General features: G+C 48.1%; 14 protein-coding genes and 1 tRNA gene. 11 read left to right on the forward strand and 4 right to left on the reverse strand.

What is annotated here, in order from left to right; genetic code table 11:
• Positions 1-176 precede the first annotated feature (176 nt).
• Both K7B07_RS16035 and K7B07_RS16040 read right to left on the reverse strand, forming a co-directional pair.
• On the reverse strand, positions 177-2,579 hold the full coding sequence (locus K7B07_RS16035; protein WP_223711308.1) for an NHL repeat-containing protein: 2,403 nt from the start codon (positions 2,577-2,579) through the stop codon (positions 177-179).
• A 473-nt stretch (positions 2,580-3,052) separates the two neighbouring features.
• Positions 3,053-3,124 (reverse strand) — tRNA-Glu (locus tag K7B07_RS16040).
• Positions 3,125-3,310: 186 nt separating this feature from the next.
• Here K7B07_RS16040 and gap point away from each other — a divergent pair.
• Positions 3,311-4,324 carry a type I glyceraldehyde-3-phosphate dehydrogenase gene (gene gap / locus K7B07_RS16045; protein WP_223711310.1) on the forward strand — a complete coding sequence of 338 codons (1,014 nt, stop codon included), beginning with the start codon at positions 3,311-3,313 and terminating at the stop codon, positions 4,322-4,324.
• A gap of 205 nt (positions 4,325-4,529) precedes the next feature.
• Entirely contained in the window at positions 4,530-5,729 is a 1,200-nt protein-coding gene (locus K7B07_RS16050; RefSeq protein WP_223711311.1) for a phosphoglycerate kinase, read from the forward strand.
• Between the two features lie 116 nt (positions 5,730-5,845).
• Here K7B07_RS16050 and K7B07_RS16055 read toward each other — a convergent pair whose 3' ends face one another.
• A complete protein-coding gene (locus K7B07_RS16055) occupies positions 5,846-6,352 on the reverse strand; it encodes a hypothetical protein (RefSeq protein ID WP_223711313.1) in 507 nt (168 codons plus the stop codon).
• Between the two features lie 402 nt (positions 6,353-6,754).
• On the opposite strand from K7B07_RS16055, the gene K7B07_RS16060 reads away from it, so the two are divergent.
• The 9 genes from K7B07_RS16060 to truA all read left to right on the forward strand — a co-directional run bounded on the left by K7B07_RS16060 (position 6,755) and on the right by truA (position 13,657).
• Complete coding sequence (locus K7B07_RS16060; protein ID WP_223711315.1) at positions 6,755-7,594, forward strand: hypothetical protein; 840 nt, start codon at positions 6,755-6,757, stop codon at positions 7,592-7,594.
• Positions 7,595-7,726: 132 nt separating this feature from the next.
• Positions 7,727-8,098: a diacylglycerol kinase gene (locus tag K7B07_RS16065; protein WP_223711317.1), complete on the forward strand. Its 372-nt coding sequence runs from the start codon at positions 7,727-7,729 to the stop codon at positions 8,096-8,098.
• Positions 8,099-8,106: 8 nt separating this feature from the next.
• Positions 8,107-8,574, forward strand: coding sequence for a hypothetical protein (locus K7B07_RS16070; protein ID WP_223711318.1), 468 nt, complete (start codon positions 8,107-8,109; stop codon positions 8,572-8,574).
• Between the two features lie 232 nt (positions 8,575-8,806).
• Positions 8,807-9,388 carry a LemA family protein gene (locus K7B07_RS16075; RefSeq protein ID WP_223711320.1) on the forward strand — a complete coding sequence of 194 codons (582 nt, stop codon included), beginning with the start codon at positions 8,807-8,809 and terminating at the stop codon, positions 9,386-9,388.
• An 11-nt stretch (positions 9,389-9,399) separates the two neighbouring features.
• Positions 9,400-9,975 (forward strand): LemA family protein, encoded by a 576-nt coding sequence (locus K7B07_RS16080; protein ID WP_223711322.1) that lies wholly within the window; start codon positions 9,400-9,402, stop codon positions 9,973-9,975.
• Between the two features lie 4 nt (positions 9,976-9,979).
• Complete coding sequence (locus K7B07_RS16085) at positions 9,980-10,444, forward strand: TPM domain-containing protein (RefSeq protein ID WP_223711324.1); 465 nt, start codon at positions 9,980-9,982, stop codon at positions 10,442-10,444.
• 7 nt (positions 10,445-10,451) lie between these two features.
• The gene (locus K7B07_RS16090) at positions 10,452-11,237 is read left to right on the forward strand and encodes a TPM domain-containing protein (protein WP_223711325.1); all 786 of its coding nucleotides are present in this window, start codon (positions 10,452-10,454) and stop codon (positions 11,235-11,237) included.
• Between the two features lie 236 nt (positions 11,238-11,473).
• Entirely contained in the window at positions 11,474-12,841 is a 1,368-nt protein-coding gene (locus tag K7B07_RS16095) for a DUF4476 domain-containing protein (RefSeq protein WP_223711327.1), read from the forward strand.
• An 81-nt stretch (positions 12,842-12,922) separates the two neighbouring features.
• The gene (gene truA, locus K7B07_RS16100) at positions 12,923-13,657 is read left to right on the forward strand and encodes a tRNA pseudouridine(38-40) synthase TruA (protein ID WP_223711329.1); all 735 of its coding nucleotides are present in this window, start codon (positions 12,923-12,925) and stop codon (positions 13,655-13,657) included.
• Positions 13,658-13,688: 31 nt separating this feature from the next.
• Here the strand turns inward: truA and K7B07_RS16105 are convergent, their stop codons facing one another.
• Positions 13,689-14,672 carry a glycosyltransferase gene (locus tag K7B07_RS16105; protein WP_223711331.1) on the reverse strand — a complete coding sequence of 328 codons (984 nt, stop codon included), beginning with the start codon at positions 14,670-14,672 and terminating at the stop codon, positions 13,689-13,691.
• Positions 14,673-15,466: the final 794 nt, after the last annotated feature.

Consider the following 15,466-nt stretch of genomic DNA (forward strand, 5'->3'; position numbering starts at 1 on the left):
CTGGTTTCAGTAAAAAAAAATAATTGGCCGCTTAATTCGATGAAAGCGTGTTTTTCATAGCCGATGGGCTATAAAAGAACAACGAATTGGATCAGAAAATACGCTTTTTTTCTTTGTACAAAAAAGTACCCTATGCAACAGGACTGGTTTCGCATGTGCGGCAAAGTGGCAGCGCGTTATTCTTTTTTCAGCTTCATTACTTTGGAGTACTTTGCAGTGCCATCCTTGTCTACCTGGGCAATGCGCGCATAAAGATCCCTGTTTTCGGTATCCACTTCCTGTGCTTGTTTTTTACAGGCGGCAATGCTAAGCAGCAAAGCGAAGGTTGCGAAAAAGGCGGGCAAGACATATTTTTTTCTTCGGTTGCGGCAGCGGGTAAGGACCGGCAGCAGGGTGAGTGCCGATACCGCAAGGTAACCCATGGCATCTGCCAGCGGCAGCGAAAAGTTATAGGCAGTGATACCGTTGCTGTTTCCTGCTGCGTGTTTTGATGCCTTTGTTCCTATCTTTTTAAAAGTGGAACCATCGACAGATATTTCAATATCAAAATGATCATTATTGGTTTCCGACAGGGTCTCCCAGTTTACAGAGATCCGGTCGTCTTTGAGGCGGGCGCTGATGCTCCCGAACGTAACCGGCAGGGCCAGTGTGGAGGGGTCTGTTGCAAAAAAACCGGAGAAACCCGTTACCGGAAAAGTTACTTCCCAACGCTTTTGGCCTGCATTCCATACGATTTGGGCGTCGTCGGGATCAATAACGGTTTTGGCACCGCTGTAGCTGCCGGGCTGTCCGCTGTTATCGTTACTGGTGCCGCCGAGCTGCAGGATACGCAGGTTGGCCTTTCCTGCTGCATCATCTGCCGCCGTGGGCAATGGGCTGGCGGCGATGGCATTATAGTCGGCAAATTCCTGCTGGGTAAAATAAAGGGTGATGTCGCCGGTAACGGCGGCCGCATTATTCGCGGGCGTGATTTCATAATGCCGCTTTACAACAAACTCCGGCTGTGCGGCATCTACCCATACTTTGGCGGAGGTATTCCCGCTGACGGGGGTAGTGCCGGTGGGCTGCACTGTGGCAATATCCTGGCATCTGTCATAAATAAGGATCGGCTCCGTACCGCTTATTGGAACGGCTACGGAGGTATAAGCGGTGGGCAGACTGATAGACATACACTGGGCCCATTTAAGAGCGAATGGTATTTGGGTGGGTGCAGTTAACAGCAGCTCGGCAGGGCCGGGATCAAAATCTGTGGGTTCATAAAAACCACCAGCCGCATGCAGGTTACCGGCTGCGTCAATGATCATGCCGCGGGCTACATTATCTGTTGCGGTTACAATACTCCGGGCCCACATATGGTTGCCGTTGCTGTTCAGCCGACTGAAAAAAATATCATTGACACCTGAGCTGCTTAAATTGTACACGCCGGCGTCCGGGTCGAAATCTACAGTGCCGGCAAACCGGCCGGTAGTATATACATTTCCCCGGAGATCTGTGGCCAATGTTACAGCATTATCTGTACCGGCGCCGCCCATGCTTTTGGCCCAGATATAAATGCCTTCGCGATTCAGCTTGCTTATAAAAATATCTGAACTGCCCGCGCTGGTTAGGTTTGCGGCGCCGCCTCCCGGGTCAAAATCGGCGGTCGCCGAAAAAAAACCGGTGGTGTATATATAGCCGGCGGCATCAAGGGCAATAGCCGCAGCATTGTCGCCACTGCTGCCGCCCATGCTTTTGGCCCAGATATAAATGCCTTCGCGATTCAGCTTGCTTATAAAAATATCTGAATTGCCCGCGCTGGTTAGGTTTGCGGCGCCGCTTCCCGGGTCAAAATCGGCGGTTGCTGAAAAAAGACCGGTAGTGTATACATTGCCGGCGGCATCGGTAGTGATGTCCTCGCCTGTTTCTGACATTGGGCCGCCCATGCTTTTTGCCCATACATAATTGCCGGCAAAATCAAGCTTGCTTACGAAAATATCTGTACCACCTGCACTGGTGAGGTTCGCAACACCCGGTCCGGGGTCATAATCACCGGTAAGGGCAAAATCACCGGTTGTATACACATTGGCGCTGTCATCCAAAGCAATGCCATAGACATCCTCAACACCGGTACCACCCATATTTTTGGCCCATACATAATTACCATTGGCATCGAGCTTGCAAATAAAAACATCGGTGGCACCGGCACCGGTGAGGTTGGCCGTGCCGGGGCCAGGGTTAAAATCGACCGTCCCGTTAAACTGACCGGCGATATATACATTACCCGCTGCGTCTATTGCAATACTTCGGGCGTATTCAACAGCGGGACCGCCAAAGCTTTTCGACCAAAGGAGGTTGCCGTTGACATCCAGTTTGGTAATGTACACATCCAAATTGCCATTGCTGGTGAGCGGGACTGTTCCGGCTCCGGGATCGCCGTCTATAGTGCCCTCGAAAATGCCGGTGGTCCAAACATTGCCGGCTGCATCAGTGGCAATATCGAACGCTGTGCCTGATGATCCTTCCCAGGAACGGGCCCATGTAAAATAGGGTCTTTGAGCGGTTGTGACAATGACCGGCAGCAGGCCTGTCAAAAATAACATTGAAAAAATAAGCTTGGTTTTCACGATGGTGAGATTTGGGAGTGGGCTGATACTGATTGAGTATTATAATTGCTGCATATAACTGGTCTGAAGGGCATCACACAGTCTCGCCCTACATTGATCAGGGGGCATTACACAGAAATTTCCGGCTGTGATCACAAATCCGTTTTGCGCCAGATCCGAAGGCTTCGTAAATATACCAATAAAATTTATAGAGAAGCAAGTTGGAATAAGAAAAAGACAGGTGCGTTTTAAAGGTCTGCTTCGTGAATTATGGGTAAAAAACTGCTGTGGCGGGCGCAACAGTGCTTGTGCAAGCCAAACGTACCAATAACTTATTGACCAGGGAGTGAGAGGGTTGCCATAGTTTCATCCCAAAAAACGGACAATTTAAAGGCCTGTCGTGTAGTAAACAATCTGTAAAAGGTGTAGAATCATGATATAAAAAAAAGCTCCTGAAAAGGAGCTTTTAGTACCGCGTACGGGAATCGAACCCGTGATTCATCCGTGAAAGGGATGCGTCTTAACCCCTTGACCAACGCGGCGTTATCCGTTTTTGGGAGTGCAAAGATAATGGACAGGAATTGATCGGCCAAAAAAAATTAAAAAATAATTGCTTTTAAAAAAATAGGGCCGAAAAATCGAAATTGTTTAATATGTATTCCGTACAAAATGCTGTAACTTTACGCCTCCAAAAATTGTTCTTACTTAACTAAATTTTTTACACAACTATGAGTACAGTAAAAGTAGCCATTAACGGCTTTGGTAGAATCGGTCGTTTGGCTTATCGTCAAATCTACAACCAGCAAGGTATCGACGTTGTTGCGATCAATGATTTGACCAGCCCCAAAGTATTAGCTCACCTGTTAAAATACGACTCCGCTCAGGGAGGTTTTCACCAAGATGTAAAAAGCACTGAGAATTCGATTATCGTTGACGGTAATGAAATTAAAATATATGCACAAAAGGACCCTTCCCAGATTCCCTGGAAAGAGCACGATGTAGACGTGGTGCTGGAATGTACCGGTTTCTTTACCGATAAAACAAAAGCAGAAGCACACATCGCAGCAGGTGCTAAAAGAGTAGTGATCTCTGCTCCCGCTACCGGCGAACTGAAAACCGTTGTGTTCAACGTGAACCACGACATTCTGGATGGCAGCGAAACCATCATCAGCTGTGCTTCCTGTACCACCAACTGTCTGGCTCCGATGGCTAAAGTACTCGATGATACCTTTGGTATCGAACTGGGTATCATGACCACCATCCACGCTTATACCAACGATCAGAACACCCTGGATGCCCCGCATGCAAAAGGTGACCTGAGAAGAGCACGCGCTGCAGCGGCCAATATCGTTCCCAACAGCACCGGCGCTGCAAAAGCGATCGGCCTCGTATTGCCGAGCCTGAAAGGGAAACTGGATGGCAGCGCTCAGCGTGTTCCTACCATCACCGGCTCTATCACCGAGCTGAACGTAACATTGAAGAAACAAACATCTGCAGAAGAGATCAATGCTGCAATGAAAGCCGCTTCCAACGAAAGCTTTGGTTATACCGAAGATGAAATCGTAAGCAGCGATGTGATCGGCACCCATTATGGTTCTTTGTTTGATGCTACTTTAACAAAAGTGATGACCGTAGGAGACAAACAACTGGTACGTACCGTTTCCTGGTATGACAATGAAATGAGCTACGTATCTCAGCTGGTGCGCACGGTTGAATATTTTGCGAAACTGATCAGCAAGTAATTCAGAAATAAACAGCCAAGGCGGAACACATTGTTCCGCTTTTTGCTTTTTATTAGGCGGGCAGCAGTACATGTGGCATCTTTGTTGCTACGCTCAGTTCAACTGTTGTGCGCCTGGCATCAGTCTGATCCGGTCGCTGCTCTTAGTGCTCAATTCTGATGTCTTAACACTCAAATCTGAATTCTGAAACCTCAAATCTTTAACAATGTCTAAATTTTCAAACCATAACTTCAAAGATCAGAAAGTACTGATACGTGTGGATTTCAACGTTCCGCTGAACGACCAGATGGAGATCACTTCTGATGCCCGTATGAAGGCGGCCGTTCCTACAATTAAGAAAATCCTTAATGACGGCGGCAAGGTCATTTTAATGTCGCACCTGGGCCGTCCCAAAAACGGACCGGAAGATAAATTCTCCCTGAAGCACCTGGTAAACCACCTGAGTGAATTGCTGGGTGGCGTTACCGTACTGTTCGCCAATGACTGCATCGGTGAGCAGGCATATCTGACCGCAGATATGCTGCGCCCCGGCGAAGTACTGCTGCTGGAGAACCTGCGCTTTTATAAAGAAGAAGAAAAAGGCGACGAGGCTTTTGCAGAAAAGCTGAGCAAGCTCGGGGATGTGTATGTGAATGATGCCTTTGGCACGGCACACCGCGCCCACGCTTCCACCGCGATCATTGCCAAATTCTTCCCCGCAGACAAAAAAATGTTCGGGCTGCTGATGGAAAACGAGGTCAGCAGTGCACAAAAAGTACTTACTCAAAGTGAAAAGCCGTTCACCGCGATCCTGGGCGGGGCCAAGGTGTCGGATAAGATCCTCATCATTGAAAACCTGATGGAAAAAGCCACGGATATCATTATCGGTGGTGGTATGGCGTATACTTTCTACAAAGCCATGGGCGGTAAAATCGGAGCTTCCCTTTGCGAGGAAGACCGCCTGGATACCGCAAAAGAGATCCTGGAAAAAGCAAAGGCAAAGGGTGTGAACATTCACCTGCCCGGCGACAGCATCATTGCGGATAAATTTGCCGCGGATGCCAGCGTTTCCGAGGCACCCAGCGATAATATCCCCGACGGATGGATGGGACTGGATATTGCCGGCAGTGCAAGAGATCAGTTCAGCAATGTGATCAAAAACTCCAGGACCATTTTATGGAACGGTCCGATGGGGGTTTTTGAAATGGAAAAATTTCAGGCCGGAACCAAAACCATTGCTGAAGCAGTAGCCGAAGCTACACAGAACGGTGCGTTCTCGCTGGTAGGCGGCGGCGACAGTGTGGCTGCAGTGAATAAGTTCGGATTTGCTGATAAGGTAAGCTATGTATCCACCGGTGGCGGGGCCATGCTCGAGTTCTTTGAAGGAAAGATACTTCCGGGCATCGCTGCTATTGAAGAGGCATAATTACAACGATCCCGGTCAATATAAAAGAGGCGTCATACGACGCCTCTTTTTCATAAACGCATTATTGTACAGCCAGCTTCAGATCTTCCCCCGGAAATGGATCCTTCAATCCATTATTATTTTATGACGGTGGCCTTGATATAGTAGGACCTAAGGCCTGCATTATTACTTACCACAAAGGCAATTTTGTCCATTTTCAAATTGTTGATAGTCGTTGCAAAAACCAGTTTATTGTTCAGGAAAAAACTTCTCTTCCCGTCACTCGTAACTTCTATACGCAGGAGCTCGCCAATTGCGTTCGGGTTACGGACAAAGCTCGTCCAGCCCTTTAATTGTTTATTGCCGCCGGTGCCATCTTCCTTACCCTGCCATACACTAAAAGTGTGTAGATTATTCAGCAACAAACTGGTATGGCGCCCGATACTCATATCTAAATTGAAGACCAATCCGTAATAACCCTCTTTATTAACCTCAACTCCGCCGCCGTCGAGCTGGCATTCAACAATATATTTTTTTGCACGGTCGGGAAAAACATTTTTGGAAAGGGGTGAAATAATAGTAGTTACTGTTGGGAGATTTATTGACCATATAATAGACTCCTTTGTCGATCGAAGCACTGACATTACTATTGGTGGGTGATGTGCCTACAAACCATTTGTTGGAATTATTATCAAAATTATCAGAGAGCACTACCGTTTCAGTGTTCTTGCTATCGGTATCGTCATCTCCCGTTTCGGGTTTGCCGGTCTTTGTACATCCGGCACCCAGCAACAATAACAGACAGGCCATGCATAGAGAAAAGGATACTGTTTTTCATATGTAAATAAATTGTGTTGATATAGCAATCAACATGTTAAAAAAGTCCTGCCACATTCCATCCTTCCGTCAGCTCCTTCGGATATAGCAGGGAACCGGGGCTTCAGCAAAACCGGTGCTGATTGTTGATAGCACTCAATTTGTTGGTGGGTGACCGGTACCTTACAGGCGCTTTTGATATATTTGCGCGGTTTAAAATCCCGTTGAATATGAAGATGGTTCCGAAGAAGATTGTTTTACGTTGTCTTACGCGCTCCCTGGCTGTTTTGATGCTGTTGGTTGCAACTGCCGTACAAGGGCAGGCACTTACCAACCGGTTACACGGATATTTCCAGGCAATGGCGGATACAACGCTGTACAATTATTTTGCGTTTGACGGGAACGGAAAAGTGGATATTATGGGAATGGGCGATGGCTATTATTTTCAAAAAGGAGATAGTGTGATCGTTTATCCTGATAAAAGCATCTTCAAGTTTTTGCTGAAAGGCGACACCTTATACGGAGCTTCTGAATGGGTGAACGGCGGCGTATGGAGGTTTGTAAAGGATACTGCCGTAGAAAATAAACGTACCGATCCCGAAGCGGCAGACCGCATTGCCCGGTTGATGAACCGGTATTATGAACTGAAAGGCAGGAGTGAGAGAGGATTCCTGACCGGTACCGATGACCGCTTTTCGCTAAAAATGAAAAATCTCTGCGACAGCGGCCTTTCAAAAGCCTGTCTGGATTATGCTGGGCTAAAGATCCTTGAGGGTATGGGGGGCATTATGGCACTGCTGAATGATAAAAAAACAGCAGAAAAAAAGGAAGCAGATCCGGGGGTACTGGCACTGATTGAAAAAGCCATCGGTATGGGCGACCTGGATGGCTATGCCGTTCTGGGTGGCTATTATGCCGCATTACAAAATGTAAACAAGGCAAAGGAAGTGTTCGAAAAAGGCGGGGAACTGGGATGCCGGCGCTGTGTATGGGCAGCTTTTTCGATAACAATGGAGGAAGAACATCAAAACACTGAAGCTGCGGAAAAAGGATCTTCTACCGAAGAATAAAAACAGGTGCGCCTCTCATCTCTGTAACCGGAGTACCCTGATAATCCTCCCGGTCAGCCTGCTTCACCGGTACACCTTTTAACAAAATTGATTCCGGCTCATTATTGTAGGGCTTTTGACGTAGCTTTGGATATGAGCGGCTTCTCTGTAAAAAAACTGGTAAAAGGTTTCGGTTATGCCGGCAGCGGATTAAAAGCTGCGTTCCTGTCAGAACAGAATTTCAGGGTGCATGTGGTGGCGGCTGTGCTGGTAGTGCTGATGGGGGCTGTTTTTGATGTCCATGCTTTTGAATGGCTGATCCTGATCATTTGTGTGGTAATGGTAATGGGGATGGAACTGCTCAACACTGCTGTGGAGAAACTCTGCGACCGGATCATGCCGGAAAAAGATCCCGGGATCCGTTATATAAAAGATGTTTCGGCGGCTGCAGTGCTGGTAGTGGCAATAGGAGCCGCTGCTGCCGGTCTTATCATTTTTATACCCCGGTTGCTGCAATGGATTTAATTGTTGTTATGAAACGCCCTTTGATCGGAATAATGTTGATTTTGATGCTCGCCTGTAAGAACCAGGAGCCGCCGGCAGCACAGGCGGAAGCGGTTCCGCCATTGCAACCTCACATGGGAATGGCAATTTCAGAAGATCCCGCAAAATTGAAACAATGGCTCCGGCTGGAGCAATACCCGCCGGTTCATGTGGTGTATCAATGGAACGGCCGCAATACCAGTGGTATGGAAGCCGCTTTATATTATGACGAAAAAACGTATGGCGCTATTCTCAACGCCTACATGGGTGCGGGATTCCCTAAAGGGAATTATTCAAAGGAGCAGTTTGCTTTTGCCTGGCTCGACAGCGCCCAGTACGCAGAACTGCAATACAGCAAACCGGATTATACCGGCAACCCGGATATATTCCTGGGCACCGGCGGCAAGGGAATGCTCTGGTTCCTGGATAAGAAGATACTGCTGAAAGTAAAACCATGAGCCTTCAGCCATCAGCGGCCGGTACCCCGGCAAGTTGCAGGGAACAGCTGATGACTGAAAGCTGACTGCTGATAGCTTTGGGCTGAGAGCCTGGACCTGCCGGTGGTTTCGCCGTTATTTAGGGCGGGTTTACCGACAACGCAGTTGAAAATGAAGAATATGGAATATAATTTGATAAATTGGTGTATTATTTAGTATAAATTTGTTTCATCAAATCCTAAAACACAATCATATGAAAGGAGTTACATTAATCATTGTCGTTCTTCTGGTAATACTGGGCTTTATGGGCTGCAACGGCTACAATGGCCTGGTAAAAGAACAGGAAAGTGTAAATAAAGCATGGAACAATGTTCAGAGTGAATACCAGAAAAGGAACGACCTGGTAGGAAACCTTGTTGAAACGGTAAAGGGCGCTGCCAATTTTGAAAAGTCCACATTAACGGATGTGATCAACGCCCGCGCAAAAGCGACTTCCGTTCAGGTGAATCCGGAAAACCTTACTCCCGAAAAACTGGCCGAATTCCAGGCGGCCCAGGGACAGATGACCAGTGCGCTCAGCCGTTTGCTGGTTACGGTGGAAGCCTATCCGGAATTAAAAGCCAATCAGAACTTTTTACAGTTGCAGGGGCAGCTCGAAGGGATCGAAAATGATATCCGTGCTTCCCGCCAGACATTCAATACCGCAGTGAACAGTTATAATGTGAAAGTGCGTTCCTTCCCGATGAACATCCTGGGCGGGATCTTTGGTTTCCATGCCAAGGAAGGTTTCAAGGCGGATGCCGGTGCCGAGAACGCTCCGAAAGTGAAATTCTAAACCGGTAACCGATGAAGAAATCCGGTCTGATCATCATCGTTGTTCTTGCCGTTCTGGGGATCTACTTTTTGCTGTCGTATAATTCATTTGTAAAAAAAGATGAAAAGGTACGGCAGATGTGGAGTGAGGTGCAGAACACGTACCAGCGGCGCCTGGATCTTACCCCCAACCTGGTAAATACGGTAAAGGGCATCTCCGGCTTTGAACAATCAACGCTGGTGGCGATCGCCGATGCGCGCAGCCGGGCACAGCAGGGACTGGGGGGGGAACCTACCCCGGATAATTACAGCCAGCAATCGCGGTTGCAGGACTCCCTGGCTGCGGCATCCAACCGGGTTATCGCTGTTATTGAGCGGTACCCTACATTGCGTGGAACCGAGGCCTACCGCGGGTTACAGACCCAGCTGGAGGGCAACGAGCGCAGGATAAAAGTGGCGCGGAATGACTTTAACGCAGCAGTAGCCAACTATAACAGTGCCGTACGGGGATTCCCGGGGAAGATCGTTGCCGGTATCTGTGGCTTTAAGCCAAAAGAAGGATTCCAGGCAACTGCCGGAGCCGAAAAAAATGTAGAAATTAAATTTTAAAAACGTGGCCTTTTCCTTATTCAATCGAAATCCGGAAGAAGTACTTACCGTCGCAGAAAAGGAGCAGATCGTTGAAGCGATCCGCCAGGCGGAAAGCCGCACCAGCGGGGAGATACGGGTATACCTCGAAAGTCACAATAAATATGTGGACCCCGTTGACCGCGCCGTGGAGGTTTTTTATAAACTGAAAATGGAGAATACCATCGACCGGAACGCCGTGCTGCTGTATGTTGCGGTAAAGGACCGGCAGCTGGCTATTTACGGGGATGAAGGCATTTATCAGCGGACGGGGAAGGAGTACTGGAATAACCTGGTGAAGAAGATACTGGGACATTTTAACCAGAAACACTTTGCCACCGGTATCAGTGAGTACATCCACCAGATCGGGGAAGGCCTCCATCAGTATTTTCCCTTTGACCGGGCTACAGACCATAATGAACTTCCGGATGATATTGTTTTTGGCAGTTAATGAATAAATGAAGCAACTTTTTCTACTATACTTTTTGCTGGTTTCGGCGCTGTCTTTCGCACAGGTCGAATCCGTGATCCCCAACCCGTCCAATCCGCCCAAACTGGTAAATGATTTTACCGGGCGTTTTTTAACGCCGGAGCAGGCGCAGACGCTGGAACGCAAGCTGGTGGCTTATGACGACAGCACCTCCAACCAGATCGCCGTGGTGATCGTGGACGATCTGAAAGGGTATTCAAGAGATGATTATGCCATTGCGCTGGGAAGGAAGTGGGGCGTAGGCGGACAAAAACAGTTTAACAATGGGGTGGTGATCCTGGTGAACGCAGGTCCGAAAGACCGGGGCCTGTTTATTGCCACCGGGTACGGACTGGAAGGAGCGATCACCGACCTGATCGCCGACCAGATCATTCAGCAGATCATTATCCCGGACTTTAAACTGGGGGATAATTACCGGGGGCTGGACGAGGGGACGGATGCCCTGATACAGGCGGCAGCCGGGAGGTTCAAAGCCCCTGAAGGGTATCGCGACCGGGGCAAAGGCCCGGGGGTTGGAACGGTTATCGTGCTGGTGATTGTGATTATTATCTTTATTTCCTTCATGAGCCGTGGCGGCGGTGGTGGCGGTGGCTATGTGTCGCGCCGGGGATACCGGGGCGGCGGCGGATGGATCATACCCGGCGGCTGGTCGGGCGGTGGTGGTGGTGGCTGGTCCGGCGGCGGAGGTGGCGGCGGCTTTGGCGGCTTCGGTGGCGGCGGTTTTGGTGGTGGTGGTGCCGGTGGAAGCTGGTAACCGGAATCGTTTCAATAACAGGTCTGAAGCTCCGGCCCGGATTCAGGCGGCATTTGAGCGGTAACAATTTGAATACAAAACATCTGAATAGAGCAATAAGCCCCGGATACAACCTCCCAGGTTTTGAAACCGGTAACTGGCAACTTTAGCCATTAAACTTTTTCCACCTCATATTATTCGTTTATTTTTGTTTGGAAGAATCATTTTGATAGGATTATTAGAACAATACATACATCATGAATAAGCGTTTCTTACTGGCGATCGTCTTTCTGTTGACTGGCTTTGTTTCTTTCGCTCAATATTCGGTTCAATCCAAATATTTTGTTTATCTGCAAACCGAACCTGCCCAACCTTTTTATATTAAAATCAACGGCCAGCGGATTGAGGCCAATTCTTCCGGTTACCTTATTTTACCGCAACTGAGGGATGGAGACTACCGCCTGATTGTTGGTTTTCAGGATAATAAGAACCCGGAGATGACCTTCCGGTTCAAGATCGATTCAAAGGATAAAGGATACCTTATTAAAAATTTTGGTGCTGAGGGATGGTCGCTGTTCGATCTTCAGTCCATGGATGTTCAGAAGCCATTAAGTGCAGATGAGGCGGCAGCGCTGGCCAAGGCCGAAGCACCCAAGCCGCAACAGCCACGTCGCCAGGAGCCGAAGCCACAACCGAAACAGGAAACGCCTGCCACGCCGCCTGCGGAAACGGCTGCTGTACAACAAACGCCTCCGCCTGCTACGCCTCCACCTGCTACGCCTCAGCAACAGCCTGCTGCGGAAAATGCAGATGTGAGCGATTTTACAAAAGTGCTTTCCAAGGCAGCCAATGATCCGAGTTTGCTGGAGCAGCCCAAACCGGAAGAAAAACCGGTTGTACAGGCAGCAGCTCCCAAAGAAGAACCTGTGGTTGCTGATGCAGGAGAGAAAGGAGAAACACCGCCACAGGAAGTAGCAGCAGAACAGCCGGTTCAGGAAGCTGCCCCGAAAGTGGCAACCAGGGTAGGCAAAGATGCGGTGGTAAAATTGTCGCAGCATTCGTCAGGAACAGGAACGGTTGTGGTATATGAAGACCGCAGCACGGGGGGCAGCGCAGAACAGATCGAAATAACGATCCCGGCATCGGGCGGGGATGATGCGGCAGCCGCGCCCCAAACGCCAGAGGAGAAAACACCCGATACACCACAGGAAACGCCGGCAGCCACCGACCAGAAACCAGCACCGTTCGTAGTGGAAGAAAAGCCTGCGATTCCACAGGAAAGCAGTTCCGGAAGAAAGAAAGGAAAGACAAAAGAAGCGGCAAAGGCCGTTTCTGGTAGCTGTAAGTCAATTGCCACGGAAGATGATTTTTTGAAGTTGCGCAGGGAGATGGCAGGCAGGGACAATGACGAGGCGATGATAGAGGAAGCCCGCCGGGCATTTAAAAACAAATGTTACTCCACCGCACAGGTGAAGTACATCAGCAGCATGTTCCTGTCCAATGCAGGAAAATACAATTTCTTCGACGCAGCAAAAGCGCATGTGTCTGATCCCGAAAATTTCGGCTCGCTGCAGGACGAACTAAAAGACGCTTATTACAAGGACAAATTCAACTCGCTGAAATAAACCGGCAGTTGTAACAGATACGCAGCGTTCCGTGTGGTGGCAGCATCCCGGAGCGCTTTTTTTTAAAATATATTTTTCGTTATGCCCCGGTTTTTTTTAGAAGTCAGTTATAAGGGAACCCGCTACAGCGGTTTTCAGATCCAGGATACAGGGCCTACGATTCAGGAAGCAGTGGAAAAGGCACTGCAGGTTTTTTTTAAAACCACGTTCCGGCTGACCGGTTCGTCCCGGACGGACAGCGGGGTACATGCCCTGCAGAATTTTTTTCATTTTGACTGGGATGGGGCCATCGACCCCCGTTCGGTTTATAACCTCAATGCGATCCTTCCGGAGGATATTGTGATTAAAGGGATCCGGGAGGTTGCCGCTGATGCCCACAGCCGTTTTGATGCCGTGAGCCGTTCCTATCTCTATAAGATATACGGGTACAAGAATCCTTTTTTATCCGACACCGCTTATTTTTATCCTTACCCGCTGGATCTTGAAACGATGAACCATGCGGCAACCCTGCTGAAAGGTTTTAGTGATTTCAGCAGTTTTTCAAAAAAAAACACCCAGGTAAAAACCTTCAATTGCCATCTTATGGAAAGTTACTGGGAACAGGAGGGCGATGTATTTCAGTATCATGTTACAGCCAACCGCTTTTTGCGGGGGATGGTGCGGGCGCTGGTCGCCACTATGCTGCGGATAGGCCGGCATTCGCTGAGCATGGAGGATTTTGAGACGATCGTAAAAAAAGCCGTTTGCGGCGCCGCATATTTTGACGCACCGGCACACGGATTGACCCTCGTACAGGTAAATTATTCGGAGGCATAAGATCATAGACCGGCAGAACAACCAGCTGTCGTTATTTTATATACGGTTGTTTTTTTAAAGAGCGTCTGGAAAAAAAGCGTTTGATCGCTGCAGAAAGCTGCGGAATACCGGAACGTTGGTAGCGCAGGTGTTGAAAATAATCCAGGTACTCCTGTGCTGTATGGGCAATGTTTAGTTTTTTTAAAGCGAAATTCCGGAAAAAAGTGCCGTCCTCCGGCCGGAATTTCTTGATTTCCTTGGTCACTTCAGCAACAGAGAACGTTTTATTGGAATACCTTCCGGAACAATTTTTCAGCAGGCTCCGTTCGAGCCGGTCCCTCACATAGCCGTCGCCGCAGGACTGGAAATAGGAACGGTGGTCAAAAATGATCACCGGCCGTCCGCAGGCCATCGCTTCATAGGCAGACCTGCCGATAGCTACCACGAGATCGGCCCTGTTAATGGCTTTTTCCACATTCCATTCCGGGTTTTTAAATTTGTTCAGGGTGATGAGGCGCACGCCTGCTGCTTTGCAGGAGGCTTCAATGATCTGATTGGCCTCATCGGACTGACACATACTTAAAACCGTCCGGACCTCGCTATGCAACGGGTTGGTGCTTTTGTACCGGTCCATATTGATCCCGTTGAGAATGACTTTACTTTCCAGGTCCCGTTGTGCTAAATGATCCTGTACTTCCTGCGAAATAGCTACATATCCGTTGGCATGGGGAGAGGGTTGCTCCAGTTCGGGGTAAATGCCATGACATGTTTGAATAATAAAACCGGAAGAGCGCAGTTGATTCACACAGGTATAATGATTGGCCAGTATAAGATCGTACTTTTTTTTCTGCCGGAACCGGACGCCCAGATCTGTCTCCAGTTTATCCGATACGGTTCCTTTGTGGAAGGTAAAATAATCCACATCAAACTGCTGCTTTGTTAATTCCTCCGCCAGTGCGTAGGTGTAGGTTTCTGATCCGCCCAGATGTTCCAGATGGTGATTCGCAATAAGGATCGAACGCGGGATTTTATTCATACTTCAATACGTTGTTTGCGCCATTCAATAAGGCTGAAAAAGCCGGCTGTATGAACCGGGTTATTATGATAAGGCCGGAGTTGTTTCCGTCTTCCTTAATGTAACGTTGTGGATACTTTAATAAGTATCGGGTAATGACAGATAAACGGTCTGCTGTAGAAATCCGCTTATACAATTGACGTTTTTTATCCGCAAACTTTGCGGTTGACGCATGATCTAAAGGAAGTATTCCGGAGGGCGGCGATTATTTTCGAAAAAACTGCAGTTTTTTTTGAAATAAATTTTGTGGTTTAAAAATTCGGTCTATATTTGCACTCCGTTTGTGAAACGGATGAGTTCTCTGAGAAAAATTGAAAGATTCAAAAACCCTGAAATGCTGACACAGCTTAAGTTCCAGGAGCATCTACATAATGAATTCCAGTAATAGTTATTGGTTATTCCGCTTATATCTTACCGTCACTTTTGATACAGAAAATACTGAAATAATTTTTCATGATTGTATCAAAAATCAAAATAAAAGTTGTATCTTTGCAGTCCGCCTGAAAATAAGGCACTGCCAGATCCGATCCTTTCTTATGGCAGGTAAGTTCTTCAGATTTAATTGGTTAGACAAAAATATTTTCTTAAATATTTTTGTTAGTTTGGAAAAAGCGTGTATCTTTGCAACCCCAAAACGTAGGGGTTGAGAGTTTGGGAAGTTAGTTCTTTAAGGTAAAAATGGTACAGGCGGTTGGCGCCAGGTTTGGTGGTTCGATTCCACGGTATTATCGAAAGTGGCGGAGGGGAGTTGATTC

It is taken from the genome of Niabella beijingensis (assembly GCF_020034665.1).
GTDB classification, from domain to species: domain Bacteria; phylum Bacteroidota; class Bacteroidia; order Chitinophagales; family Chitinophagaceae; genus Niabella; species Niabella beijingensis.

Bases quoted from the DNA above. Each gene is read 5' to 3' on its own strand.
- K7B07_RS16070 (WP_223711318.1), top strand. From the start codon at position 8,107: ATGAAACGCCCTTTGATCGGAATAATGTTGATTTTGATGCTCGCCTGT.
- K7B07_RS16075 (WP_223711320.1), top strand. From the start codon at position 8,807: ATGAAAGGAGTTACATTAATCATTGTCGTTCTTCTGGTAATACTGGGC.
- K7B07_RS16060 (WP_223711315.1), top strand. From the start codon at position 6,755: ATGAAGATGGTTCCGAAGAAGATTGTTTTACGTTGTCTTACGCGCTCC.
- K7B07_RS16105 (WP_223711331.1), bottom strand. From the start codon at position 14,672: ATGAATAAAATCCCGCGTTCGATCCTTATTGCGAATCACCATCTGGAA.
- K7B07_RS16055 (WP_223711313.1), bottom strand. From the start codon at position 6,352: ATGTCAGTGCTTCGATCGACAAAGGAGTCTATTATATGGTCAATAAAT.
- gap (WP_223711310.1), top strand. From the start codon at position 3,311: ATGAGTACAGTAAAAGTAGCCATTAACGGCTTTGGTAGAATCGGTCGT.
- K7B07_RS16080 (WP_223711322.1), top strand. From the start codon at position 9,400: ATGAAGAAATCCGGTCTGATCATCATCGTTGTTCTTGCCGTTCTGGGG.
- K7B07_RS16035 (WP_223711308.1), bottom strand. From the start codon at position 2,579: ATGTTATTTTTGACAGGCCTGCTGCCGGTCATTGTCACAACCGCTCAA.
- K7B07_RS16095 (WP_223711327.1), top strand. From the start codon at position 11,474: ATGAATAAGCGTTTCTTACTGGCGATCGTCTTTCTGTTGACTGGCTTT.
- K7B07_RS16090 (WP_223711325.1), top strand. From the start codon at position 10,452: ATGAAGCAACTTTTTCTACTATACTTTTTGCTGGTTTCGGCGCTGTCT.
- truA (WP_223711329.1), top strand. From the start codon at position 12,923: ATGCCCCGGTTTTTTTTAGAAGTCAGTTATAAGGGAACCCGCTACAGC.
- K7B07_RS16065 (WP_223711317.1), top strand. From the start codon at position 7,727: ATGAGCGGCTTCTCTGTAAAAAAACTGGTAAAAGGTTTCGGTTATGCC.
- K7B07_RS16050 (WP_223711311.1), top strand. From the start codon at position 4,530: ATGTCTAAATTTTCAAACCATAACTTCAAAGATCAGAAAGTACTGATA.